The sequence below is a fragment of the Bacillus sp. FSL K6-1012 genome, from assembly GCF_037964915.1.
Taxonomy (GTDB): domain Bacteria; phylum Bacillota; class Bacilli; order Bacillales; family Bacillaceae; genus Bacillus; species Bacillus halotolerans.
The window spans coordinates 3,661,718-3,681,272 of record NZ_CP150175.1; the positions used below are offsets into that span (position 1 = coordinate 3,661,718).

Annotated in this window: 22 protein-coding genes; 2 read left to right on the forward strand and 20 right to left on the reverse strand. The window is 41.8% G+C overall.

Annotated features, from left to right (window positions below; all coding sequences use genetic code 11):
- Positions 1-35: 35 nt before the first annotated feature.
- The 14 genes from csrA to degS form a co-directional block, all read right to left on the reverse strand.
- A complete protein-coding gene (gene csrA, locus NSS75_RS18995; protein ID WP_095712915.1) occupies positions 36-260 on the reverse strand; it encodes a carbon storage regulator CsrA in 225 nt (74 codons plus the stop codon).
- Positions 254-685: a flagellar assembly protein FliW gene (gene fliW, locus NSS75_RS19000; protein WP_268497405.1), complete on the reverse strand. Its 432-nt coding sequence runs from the start codon at positions 683-685 to the stop codon at positions 254-256. The genes csrA and fliW overlap by 7 nt, the downstream gene beginning before the upstream one ends.
- A 20-nt stretch (positions 686-705) precedes the next feature.
- On the reverse strand, positions 706-1,281 hold the full coding sequence (locus NSS75_RS19005; RefSeq protein WP_268542869.1) for a DUF6470 family protein: 576 nt from the start codon (positions 1,279-1,281) through the stop codon (positions 706-708).
- A gap of 46 nt (positions 1,282-1,327) precedes the next feature.
- Positions 1,328-2,224 carry a flagellar hook-associated protein FlgL gene (flgL, locus tag NSS75_RS19010; RefSeq protein ID WP_095712912.1) on the reverse strand — a complete coding sequence of 299 codons (897 nt, stop codon included), beginning with the start codon at positions 2,222-2,224 and terminating at the stop codon, positions 1,328-1,330.
- A gap of 9 nt (positions 2,225-2,233) precedes the next feature.
- The gene (gene flgK, locus NSS75_RS19015; RefSeq protein WP_339234449.1) at positions 2,234-3,757 is read right to left on the reverse strand and encodes a flagellar hook-associated protein FlgK; all 1,524 of its coding nucleotides are present in this window, start codon (positions 3,755-3,757) and stop codon (positions 2,234-2,236) included.
- Positions 3,758-3,775: 18 nt separating this feature from the next.
- A complete protein-coding gene (gene flgN, locus NSS75_RS19020) occupies positions 3,776-4,258 on the reverse strand; it encodes a flagellar protein FlgN (protein WP_103671257.1) in 483 nt (160 codons plus the stop codon).
- 15 nt (positions 4,259-4,273) lie between these two features.
- Positions 4,274-4,540: a flagellar biosynthesis anti-sigma factor FlgM gene (gene flgM, locus NSS75_RS19025; protein WP_003219712.1), complete on the reverse strand. Its 267-nt coding sequence runs from the start codon at positions 4,538-4,540 to the stop codon at positions 4,274-4,276.
- 79 nt (positions 4,541-4,619) lie between these two features.
- Positions 4,620-5,039: a TIGR03826 family flagellar region protein gene (locus tag NSS75_RS19030; protein ID WP_024123026.1), complete on the reverse strand. Its 420-nt coding sequence runs from the start codon at positions 5,037-5,039 to the stop codon at positions 4,620-4,622.
- Positions 5,040-5,112: 73 nt separating this feature from the next.
- A complete protein-coding gene (locus NSS75_RS19035) occupies positions 5,113-5,835 on the reverse strand; it encodes an amidophosphoribosyltransferase (RefSeq protein WP_024123027.1) in 723 nt (240 codons plus the stop codon).
- On the reverse strand, positions 5,799-6,095 hold the full coding sequence (locus NSS75_RS19040; protein WP_103671256.1) for a late competence development ComFB family protein: 297 nt from the start codon (positions 6,093-6,095) through the stop codon (positions 5,799-5,801). The genes NSS75_RS19035 and NSS75_RS19040 overlap by 37 nt, the downstream gene beginning before the upstream one ends.
- Before the next feature lie 56 nt (positions 6,096-6,151).
- A complete protein-coding gene (gene comFA / locus NSS75_RS19045; RefSeq protein ID WP_268497413.1) occupies positions 6,152-7,546 on the reverse strand; it encodes an ATP-dependent helicase ComFA in 1,395 nt (464 codons plus the stop codon).
- 106 nt (positions 7,547-7,652) lie between these two features.
- Positions 7,653-8,498 carry a DegV family protein gene (locus NSS75_RS19050; RefSeq protein WP_268497415.1) on the reverse strand — a complete coding sequence of 282 codons (846 nt, stop codon included), beginning with the start codon at positions 8,496-8,498 and terminating at the stop codon, positions 7,653-7,655.
- Positions 8,499-8,594: 96 nt separating this feature from the next.
- Positions 8,595-9,284, reverse strand: a complete 690-nt coding sequence (degU, locus tag NSS75_RS19055; protein ID WP_003219701.1) for a two-component system response regulator DegU — start codon at positions 9,282-9,284, stop codon at positions 8,595-8,597.
- A gap of 82 nt (positions 9,285-9,366) precedes the next feature.
- On the reverse strand, positions 9,367-10,524 hold the full coding sequence (degS, locus tag NSS75_RS19060) for a two-component sensor histidine kinase DegS (protein ID WP_024123030.1): 1,158 nt from the start codon (positions 10,522-10,524) through the stop codon (positions 9,367-9,369).
- Positions 10,525-10,740: 216 nt separating this feature from the next.
- Here degS and NSS75_RS19065 point away from each other — a divergent pair, with 216 nt between their 5' ends.
- Together NSS75_RS19065 and NSS75_RS19070 are read left to right on the forward strand one after the other, a co-directional pair.
- Entirely contained in the window at positions 10,741-11,394 is a 654-nt protein-coding gene (locus NSS75_RS19065; protein WP_044159478.1) for a YigZ family protein, read from the forward strand.
- Entirely contained in the window at positions 11,394-12,572 is a 1,179-nt protein-coding gene (locus tag NSS75_RS19070) for an LCP family protein (RefSeq protein ID WP_024123032.1), read from the forward strand. The genes NSS75_RS19065 and NSS75_RS19070 overlap by 1 nt, the downstream gene beginning before the upstream one ends.
- 75 nt (positions 12,573-12,647) lie before the next feature.
- On the opposite strand, the gene NSS75_RS19075 is transcribed toward NSS75_RS19070, so the two are convergent.
- The 6 genes from NSS75_RS19075 to tuaD all read right to left on the reverse strand — a co-directional run bounded on the left by NSS75_RS19075 (position 12,648) and on the right by tuaD (position 19,515).
- On the reverse strand, positions 12,648-13,724 hold the full coding sequence (locus tag NSS75_RS19075; RefSeq protein WP_010332075.1) for an MraY family glycosyltransferase: 1,077 nt from the start codon (positions 13,722-13,724) through the stop codon (positions 12,648-12,650).
- Positions 13,725-13,867: 143 nt separating this feature from the next.
- Positions 13,868-15,058 carry a glycosyltransferase family 1 protein gene (locus NSS75_RS19080; RefSeq protein ID WP_101860058.1) on the reverse strand — a complete coding sequence of 397 codons (1,191 nt, stop codon included), beginning with the start codon at positions 15,056-15,058 and terminating at the stop codon, positions 13,868-13,870.
- A gap of 28 nt (positions 15,059-15,086) precedes the next feature.
- Positions 15,087-15,845 carry a glycosyltransferase family 2 protein gene (locus NSS75_RS19085; RefSeq protein ID WP_024123034.1) on the reverse strand — a complete coding sequence of 253 codons (759 nt, stop codon included), beginning with the start codon at positions 15,843-15,845 and terminating at the stop codon, positions 15,087-15,089.
- A 23-nt stretch (positions 15,846-15,868) separates the two neighbouring features.
- Complete coding sequence (locus NSS75_RS19090) at positions 15,869-16,549, reverse strand: Wzz/FepE/Etk N-terminal domain-containing protein (protein ID WP_101859863.1); 681 nt, start codon at positions 16,547-16,549, stop codon at positions 15,869-15,871.
- Positions 16,550-16,578: 29 nt separating this feature from the next.
- Positions 16,579-18,045: an O-antigen ligase family protein gene (locus tag NSS75_RS19095; protein ID WP_216393915.1), complete on the reverse strand. Its 1,467-nt coding sequence runs from the start codon at positions 18,043-18,045 to the stop codon at positions 16,579-16,581.
- 84 nt (positions 18,046-18,129) lie between these two features.
- The gene (gene tuaD, locus NSS75_RS19100; RefSeq protein ID WP_095712900.1) at positions 18,130-19,515 is read right to left on the reverse strand and encodes a UDP-glucose 6-dehydrogenase TuaD; all 1,386 of its coding nucleotides are present in this window, start codon (positions 19,513-19,515) and stop codon (positions 18,130-18,132) included.
- Positions 19,516-19,555 lie beyond the last annotated feature (40 nt).

Here is a 19,555-nt window from a genome sequence, read left to right on the forward strand (position 1 = left end):
CTCTGATTTTGTTAATACAAAAATAAAAAAAATCCTCACTTTTTTTGTGAGGATAATGCGGAGATCACATCGCTGGATAACGCTGCCGCTCGATTATTTTCTTCCTGAATGGTCAAATATATTTCTTTCCTGTGAATATCAATATGCTTTGGGGCGTCAATTCCCAGCTTCACTTGGTCACCCTCAACCGCAATGACTTTCACTTCAATATCAGCACCTATTTGAATCGCTTCGTTTAATTTCCGCGATAAAACTAGCATGATTCTCCTCCAATCGGATGCTTTGTCGTATATGGGGAGTCGTGTAAAACGACTTGCTTAGCCAGCATGTTCTTGCGATTCACAATAATAGGAGCCAATAAATTAGCAGTAGTTTTTTCGAATGGCTCTTCCATGGTCAATAATGTCATGACTTCTACGTCTTCAATATTATCGATATCCAAAAGTTCAGCAGTTGATTCATCAAGGTCAAATTCATAATTCTTAAAAAAGATAAACGGACTTACAACGATGAACGCAAGATTCTCTGAAGTGACGGACTGCAGCGCCACGAATGGAGAGTCTTCTGAAAGTGGAAGAATGACGAACTGTTTTTCTTCTAAAAAGCCCGGAATCCCGTTTTCAAAAAGAATGATTTGTTCTTCTTTTACATTCATTTGGCCATGGTATTTAGTATGAATGATCATTGTTCACGATCCTTTTCTTTTTACTTTTCTAGTGATTTTTTCGGGTATTCTACATCTATATTTAAATCAGGGTATTGGAGCATGTCAATCTTAACGTTTCCCGGCATATATTCAACAATCGGCTTATGCGGTTCAGCCTGAATAACAGGCTTTCGCGGCGTAATCTGAACATTAAGCTGTGACGGAGTATATTGTATTTTCACCCTTGAAAGAGAAGGAGCATAATGTTCGCCTAATTGAATTTGGTGCATCTCAGAGTTCCTCTTTGCTTGTGAAGCGATTGGGTTCCCCTTATTTTCAATTCTCATAAGCTCGTCGCCTTCTTCTCCGGTACGGGCTATCCCCTCCATTACATCCTCATGCCCTTGTTGGGCAGCTTCTTCGATTCTTTTGGATATATGCTTTCTGTCTAATTCTTCCCATGCTTGCGTCTGGTCAATCGTGAGTTTTCCCGGGGTCACCGATATTTCCATTTCCGCGCTTGGCTGTTCAATTTCCAAGTCGGCTTGCGGCTGCTCCATTTTTAAGCTGGCAGGCGTCGTTGTTAAACCAATTTTCCCTTGAACACTATGCATAATCAATCTGGGAATTTGCATCACTCTACCTCCTAAACTATAAAAAAAGCGAACTCCTGAGAGCCGCTTACTTTAAAAAGTCGATCAATGTAGGCTGAACAATTTGCGCATTTACAGCCAGAGTAGCCCTGTGCACGCTTTGCTGCGCAATAAATTCAGTTATTATTTCTTCCAGTTCTACGTCTTCATTGTCTGACAACACTTTTGTAGCTGTTTCTTCTTGAGCTGAAAGTCTTGTATTAATCAGTTCAAGACGGTTATATCTCGCTCCAATATCAGATCGTTCTGCACTCATACCGTCAGAAAATTGATCAATATCATCTAAAACGCTGTCCACATCGTCCAAAGAGCCTGAATTAAGTGCTGTCTCAAATGAATTTAGCATTTCAAACACATTTTGTCCGCTTCCAGAAGTACCGCCAAAGGCTGCCTTCGGATCTGAGTTTACCTTTAATGACATATTATCCGATATATTGACAATAACGTCAGCCGTATCAGAAATCGTATAAGTTCCGTCACCGTTGTCTTTAACTGGAGGTGTATCTGAATTAGTGCCATTGAAGATATATCTGCCGTTCACTTGTGTATTAGCAATATTTAAGAGCTGTTCTTTTAATTGTTTTACTTCTACACCAATAGCTTGCAATTCTGCTCCACCATTTGTGTCATTCTTAGCTTGAACAGCTAACTCTCTGACCTTTGACATAATGTCAATTCCTTCAGTAATGTTTGTTTCTGTGTTTTCAAGCCAAGTAAAGGCTTGAGAAGCATTACTTTGGTATTGCTGAACTTGAGATAATTGCGTATTGTACTTTAAGCTTTTCATAGCTACTACTGGATCATCGGAAGCTTTTGAGATTTTTTTTCCGGAAGAAATCTGTGATTGAAGTTTATCCAGCTTTGAGTAGCTTGAACCGATATATCTCAATGAGTTTTGCTGAATCATGCCTTGTGTTACTCTCATTTGATCTACCTACCTTCCCCCGACACCCATGCCATTAATTACTTTATCAAGGATTTCGTCTTGTAACGTTACCATTCTTGCGGCAGCATTGTATGCGTGTTGGAATTGAATCATATTGGTCATTTCTTCATCTAAAGAAACAGCGCTCATTTGCTGACGGTTTATGTCTGCATCATTCAGCTGTGTTTCTGTATTAGATGCCAGCCGATTCGCCTCTTGAGCTTTGATCCCCAGCTCGCCAATGAGACCAGCATAATAATCTAGCACACTCGTTTCTTTTCCGTTAATGGTGATGTCCCCAGTTAACACATTTGCTAAATTCGTTGCGTTTGAATTATCGTTTGCTGCTCCAGTAAGTGAGAAAGCGATATTCGCGCCTTTTGAATCTTTTATGCTGTCAGTGACTTTAATCTTACCTGCTGCGCCTTTTGCCGGCTCAGTTTCACCCCCGGTAAAATCAAAAAAGTCCCCGCCTTGTTCACCGCTCTCTGTCAGACCATTTCGGTGTACTTCATTGAAAGCTTTTGCAAATTCGAGCGCCATATTATCAAAATCTGAAAGCATCTCCGGATATATGCCCTTTTCTTTGCCGTCTGCCGTGACATATCCATAAGACTGTATAAATCCTAACAGTGATCCATTGCTGCTGAACGACTCAGCTTGAACCGCAGTGTCTCCAATTGAAATACTTGTCACTAAGCCCGTTTCATTATCATAGTTAGCTTTCAGCTCTGAAACCTCATAATTTTTTCCGTCCAGAACAGTTCCCAGCGACTGTTTATTTTTATCCAGGATTTCGATCGATACAGTTCCTTCCGAAGAAGCAAGCGCATTCCCGCCTGATTTGTTGTAGCTCACTTTGACATCAACAATTGAAGATAATTTATCAATCAGCAAATCACGTTGATCGTATAAACCATTCGGAAGCAGACCGACTGGTTCTACCTGTGCAATTTGCTTATTGAGACTGTTTAATTGAGATAGCAGTGAATTAACATCTAGTACACTAGTATCTAGTTCTGCTTTTAAATTTGATTGAACTTTTGTAAGGGACTCAGAAATATGATTAAACGTATCAGCAACAGCCTGTCCTTTTTGAGAGACAACAGAACGCGCACTGTCCTCATTTGCATTATTGGATAGTTCTTGCAGAGAATTCCAAAATGAATTTAGCACACTGTTTAATCCGCTGCCACCAGTCTCATTCATAATCCCTTCCATTTGGGACAGGGCTTTAGCCTTCGTGTCATAATATCCAGAACTGTTGTTTTGGAGGCGGTATTGGTAGTCAAGAAAGATGTCTCTGATTCTTTCAACTGACTTGCCTTGTACACCCGTTCCCATTTGTCCCGCAGTTTTTTCTGCATTTTTTGATACAGCAGGGAAATAGTCCGTTGCCTCTAATGAGACTCGCTGTCTTGTATAACCATCAGTATTGGCATTTGCCACATTATTTGCAGTAGTGCTTAACGCTGCTTGCTGAGCGCTTAACGCCCGCCTTGCAGTTTCAAGACCCATAAAGGTAGATGTCATATTCTGAATTCCTTTCTGCTAAGCTTTTGAATCAAAAAGTTTCATCCGGCTGCTCTTTGGAAGCTCAGCTTTAATTGATTTGCTGTAATTGAAATTATTTTCCTTAGGAACCAGCATATCGTACGAAATAGAGATGAATTGCAGCGCGTCTCTCGTCAACTGCCTATTCATCTCATTCACTTCTTTCAGATGTCCGAGAACGTTAGAAAGAGCTTCATATAGTTGTTCCAGCTCTTCCTTTTCACTGCCTGAAGTTTTGGCGATACAAGCAGAAATGGTGTTATTTTCGCTGAATCCGAGAAAGGCGGAAGCCGCTTTGATCCGGTCATCTTCTGTCTGCCCGATAGCTTGAATATACTTTTGTTCCTTTGTCAAAATGTTAGAAAGCTCTTTTGTTTTGCCGGCTTTGAGCGCTTCCGTCTTTTCCTCAGACAGCGTGAGCAGATGCTCATGCAGAACGCAAAGTCGCTTCAATTGTTCAATAATTGGCTTTGCTGACATGGGCTTTCTCCTTTTTTATTGCTTTTTATAAAAATTAATCATATTTTTCGCTATATGATTTGCGTCTACTTTGTATGACCCGTTTTCAATTTGCGCTTTAAGCTGCTCAATTTTTTCCTGGCGTGAACCAGTGACTGCGTCGGATGCATTTTGCAGTTCCTTAGCCTGTGATGAAATTTCAATTTTATCTTTAGGCTGTGCAGCAGTTTTTTGCACCGCTTGCTTTTCATAATTTTTTTGGTATGGATTAACGGATTGTGTTCCAAATTGATTGATTTTCATAGGATTCCTCTCGCTTTCCGTTGCAGTCTTTAAACAATCTAACCCTTTTATCGACTGCGTTTTCAGTTAGTTTAGGGAATCAGCTGTTTTTGGTATTATAGGCATAGTATGTGTCTTTTTTACTATTTTCCCGTTCTGTTTTCAATGCGGATTCTTGGTTCAGATGATCTATTTGATCCTTTATATCGGACTGGCAAGCCTTGCAGAACTTGCCTTCCCTAATCGATGTCCCGCACCTTTCACAAGGGTATGCCAAATTCGGCAGATGAGTGATTTGGATTCGCTTTTGCCTGATGAATTTTAAAATCAGCTCTTCCTCCACACCTGTTTCCTCAGTTATGCGGCTCAGTGTTGATTGCCTGTTTTCCTGTTTCCTTAAAAATTTATACACAGTCTCAAATGATTTTTCTTCTTCCTTAATACACGCCTGACACACGGTTTGCAGCTTCGTTTTTAAAAATAAAGCATTGCATTTCGGACAATTCGCCAGTTCACCCATCATGTTTACTCCTTATTCATTAATATGCCTGCAGTAATTTCTAGACATTATATCGGCACAAAAATTGAATCATTTAGCTTCTCACTAAGGTAAAAGATGACACTGAACCAGCTTTGCCTTTCTCCAATAAACAGCGGGCAGCATAGTGCAAAGTGGCGCCCGTAGTATAAAGATCGTCGATTAAAACGATATCCATACCCTCAACCGAGCTGTTTTTTGTTTCAAAAACATGCTCTGAAAGCAGGCGCTCCGTTTTCTTTTTCTTAGACTGCTTTTCATTATTCAGGCGGATGAGAGGATTGAGGATGGGCCGGTTTAAGCATTCAGCAAGCATTTGTGACTGGTTAAAGCCGCGTTCTGCTTTCCGTTCTTCGCTTAACGGAATGGGAACGAGCACAAGGCGTTTATCTGGATAGACAGCAGAGAATTCTGAGGAAAAGTCATTTTTAAAAGCGCTTATTATTGCTGCATCTCCCCTGAATTTCATTCGGGCGAGCGTTTCTTTCATCATGTCATTATATAAGTAAACAGAACGGTTTTGACTGAGCCTTAAGCCGTCATCTATTCTTGATTTCCATGCCTCGCAATCCGCACACACTTCATGAGCGGTTTGAGGCCTGCCGCAAAGCGGACAGATGGCCCCTTTGATGATCTGTAATTTGTTTCTGCAGGACTGACAGACCCTGTCGTCAGGTTTTAATAAGAATAGTGAGCACCATGAAACAGCTTGAGAAAATTGTGAATCACATAATAGACAGATCAGTTTTTTAGAGCCTCCTCCTGTCTCGTTTCGCATTGATCACTCGGATTCTCCGATACCACAGCAGCTGATTCAGCCAAAATTACAAGCATAGCCGTGTTTTTCTGTTTATCTACCAGCTCAGCTTTCGTATATGCAATCTTTTTTACATCAGTGACGTAAGCTGGTCTTACTTGGTTTAAAGAAAGTGCAAGTACATCATTTTTGCATACTTGGCAAGTGCAGGTCATATGAAGCTGATCCATATATCGGTCAAGAAGTTCTTCCATCATGATTTCTTTTGAATTGACAAGCATTTTTACAGCTCCTCATTAGTTATATGAGTATACTGTATCATGTTTTTAAATATTAACTAGTCTATCAATTTATTTTTTAAAGCCAATTCATTCATTATTTTTATATGTTTTCTTGCCTCTATCATACTCTTTGTTTTTCCGAAGTGAAAATAAATGACATCGCCGTCTGCATGTTCTTTATGCCGTCCTGTCCTTCCCGCGATTTGCACAAGCGCGCTTTCCGTAAAGATGGGCGATTCTGCCCCTAAGATGCCTGTTTGGACCATAGGAACTGTGACACCTCTTTCCAATATTGTTGTTGTGATTAACAGATCAAACTGACCGTCTCGAAATTGCTGCACTTTTTCTTTTCTGAGCTTGTCTTCCGCATGTACAGACGCTGTTCGATAATTCATATTTTTAAAACAAGAAGCAGCCTTTTCCAGAATAGAAATGGACGGAACAAATAAAAAAACGGGCCTTCCTTCTTTTACATGCTGTTCTATCCATCTTTTTACCGCATTTGGGATCTTATTTCGGATTAATTTCTTTTTCCAGTTTCCGCACCATTGAAAGCGCGGTTCAGGCAACGGCTTCCGGTGGTATCTGGCCGGTATGCGAACGGACTTCAACTCACCTTTATATGTTTTTCTTTTTAATTCTTTAGGAGGTGTGGCGCTTAGATAAACAAGCGTACTGTTTTTCTTTCTCGCTTTTTGAACAGCGAATTGAAGGGTTTGATCAGCGGAATATGGAAAAGCATCCACTTCATCAACGATCATGACGTCGAATGCGTCTTTATAGCGCAAAAGCTGATGGGTTGTGGAAATCATAAGCGGAGATAAACGCCCTTTGTCATCACTTCCTCCGTATAGAACTGAAATATCAGCACCCTGAAATGCAGCCTTCAGTCTCGGAGCAAGCTCTAAAACAACATCGGTGCGCGGGGTCGCAATACAAACACGCAGTCTTAGATTTAATGCCGATTCTATACCTTGGAATAATAATTCAGTTTTACCTGCGCCGCAAACAGCCCAAATAAGGAGCTCTTCTTGCTTCGAAATTGCTTCAATTAAGACGTCAGCTGCCTTTTGCTGTCCGCTTGACAGCTTTCCATCCCAAGTCAGTTTTATAGGCTTCCAGTTTGCCTCTGCCTCCTTGCACCAGGAATATAAAGAAATATCCTCACTCACTCTGCCCATCATGACACAAGAGCGGCAGTATACTTTATCTTCTCCTGATGAAATATACGAAGAAAAATACTGTTGATCATTTTGACCGCATCTATTGCATCTATATCCCCATTTATTTTTTGATATAGACTCCTCGGCAGATATATAACCATGCTCGATATGCCAATCAATGATCTCGTCAGAAAATGGGATTTCTGTTTTAAGCAGATGACGGCCCTGAAGCTGCTGCTGCAGTTCTTTAGAGAATAGGCTGTTCGATTCTGATGTCTTAGTCTGCATAGTACGGCCTCCTTGCGAGATATTATGCCGGAATGAAAATATTCTGTCTAACAGCTAAAAAAAGAATATAAAAAAATCTCCGCTTCTAAAACGGAGATTTCATCATTTATTTAAAACACCAGCAGATTCCTATTGCACCTTCACCAAGATGAGTGCCTATAACCGCACCAAAGTAGCTGTTATAAAATTCAACATGCGGATATTTTGCAGAGAGCTCTTCAATAATACTCGATGCTTCTTCTTCTCGATTAGCGTGAATAACGGCAGCTTTCATCGGCATGCCCTTACTCGCGTCTTCATCTAAAAGCTCGTAAATCCGCGAAATCGCTTTTTTGCGTGTACGGATCTTCTCAAAAGGCACAATTACCTTATTGTCAAAATGAAGAATAGGCTTTACCTTGAGAAGACTCCCAATAAAGGCTTGAGCACTGCTTAATCGTCCGCCTCGCTGAAGATGTGTTAAATCATCCACCATAAAATATGCCCGAACGGTTTTTTTCATTTCTTCCAGTTCTTTTATAATATCTTCCGGCGATGACGCTCCATTTCTGATCAATTCAGCTGCTTTCAGAGCATAAAAACCTTGAGCCAGACAGCTGATCTCTGAGTCAAACGGGTATACTTCAATATTATCGACCATTGTATTCGCTACAGCTGCACTGCTGAACGTTCCGCTAATTCCGCTAGAAAGATGAATACTGATCACCGCATCATATGACTTGCCGAGCTCTTCATACAAAGCAACCAGCTCGCCGATCGCAGGCTGAGAAGTGGATGGAAGCTCTGTATGCTTTTTCACTTCTTGGTAAAAGCTTCTCCAGTCCATTTCTGTTTCTTCATGATATGTTTCATCCCCAAAAACAACCTGGAGAGGAATCATGTGTATATGATTTTGTTCACGCATTTCTTTTGGAATATATGCCGTACTATCTGTTACTACTGCAATATTCATAGCTTCGTTACCTGCCTTATCACTTTATGACTCTATTGTAAGGGAAACAGAAGCCTAAAAAAAGACCTGCCTCAAAAAGGCAAGTCCAATTTCATGCTATCTCATTTCTACCCAACCATTTTTAATGGCGACCACCACGGCTTGCGTCCGGTCGTTTACATTCATTTTTTGTAAGATATTGCTGACATGGTTTTTAACAGTTTTTTCACTGATAAACAATGATTCACCGATGCCGCGGTTGCTTTTTCCGTCTGCAAGCATTTGCAGCACTTCACATTCCCGTCTTGTTAAAATATGTAATGGTCTGCGAATCTCTGGATAGACCTCATGCTGAGGATGAGCAGAAACTCCGCTTGTTGCAAGACGTCGGAATTCGTTTACGAGGTTGTGAGTAACCTTCGGGTGAAGGTAAGAACCGCCCTCGGCAACTACTTTAACCGCTTCAATTAGTGTATCAGCATCCATCTCTTTCAGCAGATAACCTCTTGCACCTGTTTTCAGGGCATGTGTTACATAATTCTCGTCATCGTGAATTGATAGAATAATTACTTTAGATTCAGGATACAGCTCTACAAGCTGCTTTGTAGCTTCCACGCCATTTACGTTCGGCATATTGATATCCATGATCACGACATCAGGATGATAGTGCTCAACGATACGAGCCGCTTCATCTCCGTCGTCTCCTTCCGCTACCACTTCAAAGGTAGGTTCAAAATCCAATATCCGCTTAACACCTTCACGAAATAACTGATGGTCGTCGATAATAACAATGTTTACTTTAGTCACAAGCCACGCCTCCTTGTATTATTGTTCTATATACTCTGGTATTCGGTCAATATGCCTTTTGGCTCTATTTTACAAATCATAGTCAAAGAGATAACGGAACCTTAATCATGATAAATGTCCCAAGACCTATTTTTGAATCTATTGTCATGGTTCCTTCCAATAAATCTACTCTTTCTTTCATTCCAAGCAAGCCGAATGATTTGTTTTTCTTCTCTTTCGCTTCCTTCAGGTCAAATCCTTTGCCGTTATCTTTTATCATTAAAATCACAAAATCCTTTGTAATCTCAACTTTGACTGTAATTTCTTCAGATCCAGAATGCTTTAACGCATTGGATACAGCTTCCTGTGCGAGTCTGAAGAGCGCAACTTCAAACTGAGGCGCGAGTCGTTTGTCCTCCGTATCGCCGATGCACTGAAAATGTATTTTCACCTTACCGTTATATTCTTCGGTTGTATATAGATATTTCCGCAAAGTTGGAATCAGGCCTAGGTCATCAAGGGCCATCGGTCTTAAATCATATATAATCCGTCTCACTTCGTAAAGAGCATTCCGCACATTTTGGCGGAGATTTTTGATTTCCTGGAATCCGTCTTCAGCGCCTCGGTCTCGGAAAATCCGTTCAATTAATTCCGATCTCATCATAACATTTGCCAGCATTTGTGCAGGACCGTCGTGAATTTCTCTCGAGACTCTTTTTCTCTCTTCTTCCTGCGCTTCAATAATTCTCAAGCCAAAATCCTGTTTTGCCTGTGCATCGGCAAGAAGCAGCCCAACCTCCCGAAGATCCTGATTCAGATAGTTCAGCACGACCGTAATCTGGCTCACTAGTGATTCTGAGCGTTCGATGATTTCCTGAAGGCCTAACAGTCTGCGTTCCAAATCGTCCCGGCGTTCGCGCAATTGCTTTTCACGCTGCTGGATCATTGTCAGTTCTACTTGCAGCTTATGGGCTTTTTCATAAGCATTGCGGATTTCTTCTTCACTGAATCTATGAAAATTGCGGCTGACCTCGGATAAACGGTTTCGCGCATGGCGGGTTTGCACTTCAAGTTTATCACCAAGCTCGATGACTTCATAAACCTGCTGTTTAATTTGTTTCAGTTCTTCGACCAGCTGTTCATACTGCTGGCGTGACTGCTCTCCGATTTGAAAAACCTCATCCTTGCTCCCGTCAACGGTTTTCAGCATCTTCATCAAAATAGAGTCCAGAACTTTGGAATCCATCTTTGTTTTATTCATAATTTCCCTCCGTCACGGTGTTGTCATATATTTTTATTATAAATGTAATTGATCTGCAAATTGTGTCGAATTATAATGAAAGAATGCGTATATTCTAGAAAAAAACAATTTTATGTACCTTCTTACTCTTTATGATAACAAAATACGCACAAAAATTCTAAAGACTGTACGAATTTGTATAGGCGGTCTTTTATGCTTAGCAGGGGGTCAGCAAGCATGCTGCACAGCTATTTTACTGTGAAAGAAGCAGGAGAACACGAGATTGTTATAGAAAAATCGCGTTTTATCTGTCATTTAAGCCGTGTTTCTACCGAACAAGAAGCACAGGAATTTATACAGAAAATAAAGAAACAGCACTGGAATGCAACTCATAATTGCTCAGCTTACGTAATTGGCGAAAACGATCATATCCAAAAAGCCAATGATGACGGAGAACCGAGCGGCACCGCAGGAGTACCTATGCTCGAGGTGCTAAAAAAACGCGGACTTAAGGATACTTGTGCTGTTGTTACGCGTTACTTCGGCGGCATAAAGCTGGGAGCAGGCGGTTTAATCCGCGCTTATGGGAAGTCAGTGTCTGAAGGATTAAACCATATAGGTGTTGTAGAACGGAAGCTTATGAGGGTTATGCATACTTCCGCAGATTATACTTGGCTTGGCAAGATTGAAAATGAATTAAGGGAATCACCTTTTCTATTAAAAGAAATTCATTATGCAGAAAACGTAGAATTCGAAGCATATGTAGAAGAAAAAGAAACACAATCGTTTTCTGAGTGGATGACAGAGTTAACAAATGGAAAAAGTGATATTACAGAGGGAGAGTTGACGTATCTTGAAAAAGCCGTCAATCACATAAAGGAGACTGAATAATGGCTGAACGCGTTAGAGTGCGTGTGCGCAAAAAGAAAAAGAGCAAACGCAGAAAAATTTTAAAAAGGATTATGTTGTTGTTCGTCCTTGCATTATTGGTAGTTGTAGGTCTCGGAGGATATAAACTATATAAAACCATTAACGCTGCGGATGATTCATACGATGCGCTTTCCCGCGGAGATAAATCAAATCTTCGCAGTGAAGTTGTAGATATGAAGAAAAAACCATTTTCTATTTTATTTATGGGAATCGAAGATTACGCGACAAAAGGACAAAAAGGGAGATCTGACTCTCTTATTGTAGTTACCCTTGATCCAAAAAATAAAACCATGAAAATGCTGAGCATTCCGCGCGATACACGTGTGCAATTAGCAAGTGACACAACCGGCAGCAAAACAAAAATCAATTCCGCTTACAGCAAAGGCGGAAAAGATGAGACTGTTGAAACTGTTGAAAACTTCTTGCAAATCCCAATCGATAAATATGTAACAGTCGATTTTGACGGATTTAAAGATGTTATTAATGAAGTTGGCGGTATTGATGTAGATGTACCTTTCGACTTTGATGAAAAAAGCGATGTGGACGAAAGCAAACGTATTTATTTCAAAAAAGGCGAGATGCATTTAAATGGTGAAAAAGCCTTGGCGTATGCCCGCATGAGAAAGCAGGATAAACGCGGAGATTTCGGCCGTAATGACAGACAGAAACAAATTTTAAACGCGTTGATCGATCGGATGTCCAGCGCAAGCAATATTGCAAAAATTGATAAAATCGCAGAAACAGCCAGTGAAAACGTAGAAACCAATATTCGCATTACTGAAGGTTTAGCCTTACAGCAAATTTACAGCGGCTTTACCAGCAAGAAAATTGACACGCTGTCAATTACTGGTTCTGATTTGTATTTAGGGCCTAACAACACGTATTATTTTGAACCGGATGCTGCGAATCTGGAAAACGTCAGAAAAACGCTTCAAGAACATCTAGATTATGTTCCTGATACGAGCAGTTCAAGCACTGACAGCTCCAGTACCGATGGCTCAACATCAGACAGCACTGGCAGTTCAAGCACTGACGGAAGCACTGCAACAGACGGCACTACGAGCGGAAGCGGCTACACAAATGACAGCAGCACAAGCTCAAACGGCACAACAAATTCAACAACTGACTCATCATATTGAAAAAAAGCCCGGTCCTTTAACGGATCGGGCTTTTTTGCGCAGAAAAAACACCGGCTCATAGTAGAACCGGTATTTTTAATTTCTTTTCACAAGACGTTTATAGAATTTTGTAAATGGCTTAAAACGTTCATTCACGAGTCCCGTAACTTCTGCTATTATTTGCATAAATATAATTAAGATAAAGATAATAAACAGGGAAAGCCAAATTGTAGCGCTTTTCAGCACGATTGCACTGATGCTGAAAATAAATCCAATCAGATAGATGACAATGACCGACATCCGATGTGAAAGGCCAAAGGCCATCAGCCTATGGTGAATATGTGATTTATCGGGCGCTGAAATCGGCTGTTTGTTTAGTATCCGTCTTATGATTGCAAATGTTGTGTCAAAAATCGGCACGCCTAATATAATAATCGGAATGACAATACTGAACAATGTTACGCTTTTATACAGCCCTAACAATGAGAGAATGGAAATGACATACCCTAAAAACAGTGATCCCGTATCCCCCATAAAGATTTTTGCCGGATGAAAATTGTAGAACAAAAATCCGAGCGTACTTGCGATAACAACTAATGAAAGTGACAGAATGAGTACTTTTCCGCCAGATAGCGCCATAACTGCAATCGTGGACAGGCCGATAACAGAAAGACCTGCCGCAAGGCCGTCCAATCCATCAATCAGGTTCATCGCGTTTGTGATGCCGACAATCCATAATACAGTCAGCGGATATGCCATCCAGCCCAATTCAAATCGCTCAGCTAAAAAAGGTACTGAGAAAAAGTCCATTTTTAAGCCTGTGCTTACAATCATAATAGCTACGGCTAATTGAATGATAAATTTAACTTTTGCGCTTAATTGATATTTATCGTCAAGAATTCCCAACACAATAATGATAAATGCCCCGACTGTGATAGCCGTCATTCTTGTTTCTGTGTATATACCGGATACAAGCACACCTGTAACCACCCCGATAAATATGGCCAGCCCGCCCATTCGGGGCATGATTTTATCATGTACTTTTCGATTGCCGGGCTGATCAACTGCACCTATTTTAATCGCAATCCTTTTTACGATTGGGGTTATGATTAAAACCGTTAGCAGCGAGACAATAAACGCAACAACAATGCGAATCATGCGTTCGTCAAGCATAAAGAAGTCTCCTTTGGAATTATATGAAGTCTTTATTTATATAGAGAACCGTTCCTTCCATTATACCTTCTCCTTAGTTATTATAACAAGCTTCATCAAAAAGAAACACGTATAATCAAAAAACGCGCATCCCAATTAAAGGACTACGCATGTTTTTGAATACCTGTATATTTCATGATTTGTTTGAATAAAACATTCCAATCTTGTGTGCGGGCAATGTTTCGCCGCATCTCTTTGTATGTCTCGTCTCCGTCTTTTTCAAGCACTTTCTCGCACGCAGTTATAAAATCATTATGGTCATTGCCTTCCATATATTCGTAAATATACGGCTTTTGCATTTTAGAAGTTGACGGAAGGTTAGAGCCGACGACCGGCTTTCCTGCTGCTAAAAATTCAAATAGCTTAAGCGGGAAAACCGCTTGGTTATAGGATGACTTTTTATAAGGCATAATACCGACATCAATCAGTTCCATAAAGTGCGGAACTTCTTTCGGATCTGCCGGCCCCGTCCATATCACATTGGAAAGCTTCAGAAGCTCTTGAAACGCTGTGTCACCATTGGTGGCGTCCGGGCCGACCCATAAAAATGTCCAATCGGGTTTTCTCAGAGCCGCTTCTTCAATCAATTTAAAATCCAGCTTTGGTTTAATCCCGCCGATAAATCCCAGTACAGCCCCCTCTCTTCCCTGCAAGATGCTTCGATCGGGAACCGCTTTATGTTCTGAAAACAGGTCATATTCAACACCGTTTTCAACGGTATGAACCTTTTCTTGTCCCGCTGTCAGCTTTTTGTCAACTTCATTGTGCAGGTACTCTGATGAACAAGTAATGGAATCGGCACGCTCGATAATTCGCAGCTCCGCTGTTTTGATGACTTTCCGCCTGAACTCGGAAAGCATATTGGAACGTCCGCTGATCGGCGCCGCCCACAAGTCACTGCAATCATAAATCACCTGATCCCAAGGATACAGGGAAGACAGCAGCGGGAATCCGGGAAACGTGTACCATAAGCAGCAGCGTTCACCTCTGGCTGAAGCGGATTTCAGCTCTTCTAATAAAGGTGAGAGCTTATGCTTATAAAACACATCGGTATACCGTCCGAAGCGAAACATTTTCTTTTGCAGCAAGTCCTTTACGGCAAACTGCCGGATGCCGGAGTGAACTTGCTGAAATTCCATCCTTTGGGTGCGCGGAGCCGGGCAGACCCAGATGACTTCCTTTGTTTCTTCCTGAGCAGCTAAAAATTCAGCCAATCGATGCCGTCTGTACCTCAATTGATCTTTTCCCCATTCAGCAGTAGCCACGATGACGTGAATCATTGCTTTTGTTTCCACCTTCATCACCTTTTCTCTCTGTTTGCGGTTATAGTCTTTTTTTCACCGCGTTTTTCGCATATTGAACAAAACACCATGTCGCTTTCATTAAATGGAGCCGTTCGATCTCTCTGTAGACAAACCATGTTTTTTTTGCAGCCTTCCATTTGTTGCTTGAAATCGAATTATTGACAAGCCGGTATTCAGCTAAACACTCATTCATTCCGTATGCTGTAAAACCCTTTTTTAAAAGAGACAGCCATGTTGCCAAGTCTTGCCTCGTTCTAATATTCGGCATTTGGATCTGTCCCGTCTGTTCCCTGTCAATCATCACCGTTAGACAGCCGATAATGGTATTTTTAAGAGCATCATCATATGTCAGGCTTTCGGGAGCATGAATGAATTTATCCATCGGCACCCCGTCCTGCGACATTAAACTGTAGCCTGTAAAGGAAAACGCGCAGGACCGCTCCATCATAAAATCAAGCTGCCTTTTCAGTTTGTCTTTTTTCCATTTGTCATCACTGTCCAAAAATGCCACATAGCGTCCTTGAGCATGTTCCAGCGCTTTATTTCTTGCTATCGCGGCTCCGCTGTTCTCTTCCAGAAAGATCACATGAATTCTTTCATCTATCTTCTCATACTGCTTTAAAATGTCGCGTGTGCCGTCCGTTGAGCAATCATCCACGATAATCATTTCCCAATGAGGGTGGCTCTGATCTAACACTGAATGAATCGTGTCTTCAATATAGTCACGCGCATTATAAGAAGGTGTAATGACAGATACGAGAGGTTTCCAGTTGGTCATGATCACATCTCCATCGTATGATTTTAAAAGGACTCTCTGAAAAATTCAGGAATGACAACGAACATAAAGGCAATCGTTATGCCGATCAGAACGCCCAGAACCGCTTTCTTTTTCGGGGACATTCCTCCGCCTGATGCCTCACTTACGGTTTCAGAATCAACAGCACTGGCCGCTTTCAGATTAAGCTGTGTGTTTTTCAGCTCATACAAAAATCTTTCTTTATCCACCTTGGAATCCTCGCTCACCGTTTCACCTTCCAGCGCGTCTATGCTGCGGCGGATGACGGCTTCTCTTTCCTCAAACAGCTTTTGGTCGTTTTTGAGAAAGGTGGAGGAAACAGCGTTTAACACCGATTCGGTTCTTTCCTGATCCTGGTCGGCATAGCTCAAAGACAGTAAAGACTTAGACTCCGATTTCACGGTGAGCTTCTCTTTGATCTCCGCAAGATCTTCATCTTTTTCGTCAGGAAGCGCCTCCTTCAAAAAAGCATCACTCCTCAGCAGGAGCGGAATCTCTTCTGTACTGTTATAAACCGGATGATCATAGCTCCCTACAGCTAAAGTAACCTCAGCTGTGTAACTCTTTTTATCCGCGATTTGGGACGGCAGTATATATCCCGCCGCACCTAAAATAAGCGGCACTAATATAATCCAGATGATATTTTTCTTTATGCGCCGGGCTAATCTTATCACTATATCCTTCATATAAGTCTCCCTGCTTTTTTGTAGTCTGTTTACCGGTATATGGGCTCAAGCTGCTGCCTGGATCGCCTTAAGACATTCACCGCGGCGATGACGAGCGCCAGAAATACCCAATGGAAAAATAAATTTGAGACAGAGCTTGGGCTGATGCTGGATACCAGAAAACTGACCATAGCTGTGATGAGCCCTTCTGTGATCAGTCTTGACTGATTTTCCATTTTTCTTTCATAAAACTTGTAAAGCACCCATATCAGGTATAAATAAATGGCCAGATAGCCGAGCATGATAAGCAAGCCGAAGTTTGCCAGAATCTCTACCAGCCAATTGTGCACCTCTGTCACATTGTCAGTATCATATAAAGCATGATGCTCAAGATAATAAGACACATTGCCTGCGCCCACTCCGAATCCGTATGAGTCAAGGAAGAAGTGCCATGCGTTTTTTAACAGATTGGCTCTGGCCACATTGGACGGAAGCGTCTCTTGGAATGAATGAGACGTCTGAGGAGCCAGGAACAGCTTCCAAAACACTGCGAAAATCCGGCTGGCAAAAAGAGCCGCAAAGACCGCAATTCCTGCTGCCGACAGCCAAATAGCGATTTTTTTCAGAACAGGCGGCAAGACAATAAAAATGTAGACGGCTATTCCCGCAAAAACGCCCAGCAGGCTGGCTCTGGAACCAGTCGCAAAGATTAAATACAATGTACCAAGCGAGAGCACAAGGCCAATTCCCTTTAAGTAACCGTTCTTTATGTTTTTCACCATTGCGATGTAAAAAAAGAAACTGATCGACAAAAATGTCGCAAAATCATTTTGATTAAAAAAGACTGAGGTCGGATAATGCTGCTTATATTCCGGTCCGCTGTACAAAGTCGAACTCGGGAGATGATGATGCGTGATATGATTGTAAAAACCGATGATCATCAGAAATACCGTCATCACCAGCCAGATGGAATAAATAATCATCAGACGTTCCATTTTTTGCACATACATCACAATAAGATAAATAAAAAATATCCCCATCGCCAGCAGGGCTAAATATTTCAGACCGTCTGTAACTGATTTGGCCCATAGCAAGGAAACAAGGCCATATAAAAACCAAAAGGCGAAAAAGAGCAAAATCCCTTTTACTTGCAGCCCGTTCCACTTTTCAATATGTGTTCGGCTCCGCAGTACCCCCACAAGATGGAGGCAGCCGGCGGCGATGAGCAAAAGCCGATAAAGAAACAAACTAAAGAATCCAAGATGAATCGCGAAAAAAGCATTATTTAAAAAAGTGCAGGCAATCAAAATATAGATGACGGCCATAAACAGCTGTTCTTTTGTTGTAAATGATGCTGCAAGCGTCAGCGCAAACAGGCCGATAGCCAATACAGCGAGAACGGCAGCCATCTGCGTAAGACCTGTATCTGTGCGGATGGCTCCCAGCAATAGGACGATCCCCAATATGACAGCGGCCAGTAACGCAAGCGTATGAACCGCTGAACGTTTGATACTCACATGCTTAACCCCTTTCCTGATGTTTCAGGAGCCGGCGGCCGAGCCTAAGCAGCCGGCACTTCAAACAAGTAACCCTTTTTCTTTTTATAAATTGACACTCCCCAAATCCTTAGCCAGTTCTTCCATTGGCAAAGCCGGAAAGTAGCGGTCGGAAGGTTCTGTTCCCCGAACCGCAGGACGGCCGATGGAGTGATAAATGTATCCCGCAGCCTGCATTTCTTCAAGTGAAAATATATTTCTGCCATCGATGATGATTGGCTGTTTTAAAAGCATTTTTGCTTTTACAAGCTCCATTTCTTTTACTTCCGGCCAATCAGTCAAAATAAGGCACGCGTCGGTTCCCTCCATCGCAGCATACACATCAGTGTAATACTCGGTCTGATCGCCAAGGACTGCTGATGCCTCCGGAATGGCAATCGGATCATATGCTTTCACTTGTGCGCCCAGCTGCTGCAGCATTGGAATGATATCGAGAGCTGGAGCGGACCTCACATCGTTTGTATTCGGTTTGAAGGCCAATCCGAGCACGGAAATGGTTCTCCCTTTTATGCTTCCCATCACAGTTAAGAGCTTATCTACAATGTGAACGCGCTGCTTTTCATTTGTCTCAATGACGGCTTCTATGAGCTTAAATGGATATCCGGCCGTTTTGGCAATTTGAAGCAGTGCGGTTGTATCCTTAGGAAAGCAGGAGCCTCCAAACCCAATACCCGCTTTCAAGAACTTTCTGCCGATCCGGCTGTCGAGCCCGACGCCGTCAGCAACTTTTGAGACGTCCGCGCCGACTCGCTCGCAAATGTTCGCGATATCGTTAATAAACGAAATCTTTGTAGCCAAAAATGCATTTGCAGCATATTTAATCATCTCTGCACTTTCTAAATTCGTTTTAATAACAGGAGCATGAAAAGGCTGATGCAGTTCCTCTATGATGGAAGCGGCTTTATGACTGGTTGACCCAATGACGGCACGCTCCATATTCATCGTGTCATGAATCGCTGAGCCCTCCCGAAGAAATTCAGGGTTGGATACAACATCAAAGGAGCATCTTCCCTTCGAAGCTTTTTGAATGATAGATTGAACCAGTTTTCCAGTACCGACTGGGACTGTGCTTTTATTGACAATGATTTTGTAGCCGGTGAGATGTTCACCGATCGTTTTCGCAGCCGCTTTGACATACGTTAAATCAGCTTCGCCTGTTTTAGACATCGGGGTCCCGACTGCAATATAAATAATGTCTGAAGCCCGAATGGCAGACGGAATATCGTTAGTAAAAGACAGGCGCTGTTCTAACACATTTTTTTCAACTAAATCTGCAAGCCCTGGTTCATAGATTGGGATTACTCCGTTTTTCAGACTTCTGATTTTTGATTCGTTGATATCACAGCAAATCACTTTATTTCCGATTTCCGCAAAGCAGGTGCCTGATACGAGTCCTACATATCCTGTTCCAATGACAGCAATTTTTTTCACAGCCCTCATCCCTCTCCTGTAAATTCATCTTCCTATTTAT

Coding starts and splice junctions, on each gene's coding strand:
- degS (WP_024123030.1), bottom strand. CDS start 10,524: ATGAATAAAACAAAGATGGATTCCAAAGTTCTGGACTCTATTTTGATG.
- comFA (WP_268497413.1), bottom strand. CDS start 7,546: ATGCAGACTAAGACATCAGAATCGAACAGCCTATTCTCTAAAGAACTG.
- NSS75_RS19035 (WP_024123027.1), bottom strand. CDS start 5,835: ATGCGAAACGAGACAGGAGGAGGCTCTAAAAAACTGATCTGTCTATTA.
- NSS75_RS19090 (WP_101859863.1), bottom strand. CDS start 16,549: ATGAAGGATATAGTGATAAGATTAGCCCGGCGCATAAAGAAAAATATC.
- flgN (WP_103671257.1), bottom strand. CDS start 4,258: ATGTCAGCAAAGCCAATTATTGAACAATTGAAGCGACTTTGCGTTCTG.
- csrA (WP_095712915.1), bottom strand. CDS start 260: ATGCTAGTTTTATCGCGGAAATTAAACGAAGCGATTCAAATAGGTGCT.
- NSS75_RS19005 (WP_268542869.1), bottom strand. CDS start 1,281: ATGCAAATTCCCAGATTGATTATGCATAGTGTTCAAGGGAAAATTGGT.
- NSS75_RS19070 (WP_024123032.1), top strand. CDS start 11,394: ATGGCTGAACGCGTTAGAGTGCGTGTGCGCAAAAAGAAAAAGAGCAAA.
- NSS75_RS19075 (WP_010332075.1), bottom strand. CDS start 13,724: ATGCTTGACGAACGCATGATTCGCATTGTTGTTGCGTTTATTGTCTCG.
- NSS75_RS19030 (WP_024123026.1), bottom strand. CDS start 5,039: ATGGGTGAACTGGCGAATTGTCCGAAATGCAATGCTTTATTTTTAAAA.
- NSS75_RS19040 (WP_103671256.1), bottom strand. CDS start 6,095: ATGCTTGTCAATTCAAAAGAAATCATGATGGAAGAACTTCTTGACCGA.
- flgL (WP_095712912.1), bottom strand. CDS start 2,224: ATGAGAGTAACACAAGGCATGATTCAGCAAAACTCATTGAGATATATC.
- fliW (WP_268497405.1), bottom strand. CDS start 685: ATGATCATTCATACTAAATACCATGGCCAAATGAATGTAAAAGAAGAA.
- NSS75_RS19050 (WP_268497415.1), bottom strand. CDS start 8,498: ATGAATATTGCAGTAGTAACAGATAGTACGGCATATATTCCAAAAGAA.
- flgM (WP_003219712.1), bottom strand. CDS start 4,540: ATGAAAATCAATCAATTTGGAACACAATCCGTTAATCCATACCAAAAA.
- flgK (WP_339234449.1), bottom strand. CDS start 3,757: ATGACATCTACCTTTATGGGTCTTGAAACTGCAAGGCGGGCGTTAAGC.
- NSS75_RS19065 (WP_044159478.1), top strand. CDS start 10,741: ATGCTGCACAGCTATTTTACTGTGAAAGAAGCAGGAGAACACGAGATT.
- NSS75_RS19085 (WP_024123034.1), bottom strand. CDS start 15,845: ATGACCAACTGGAAACCTCTCGTATCTGTCATTACACCTTCTTATAAT.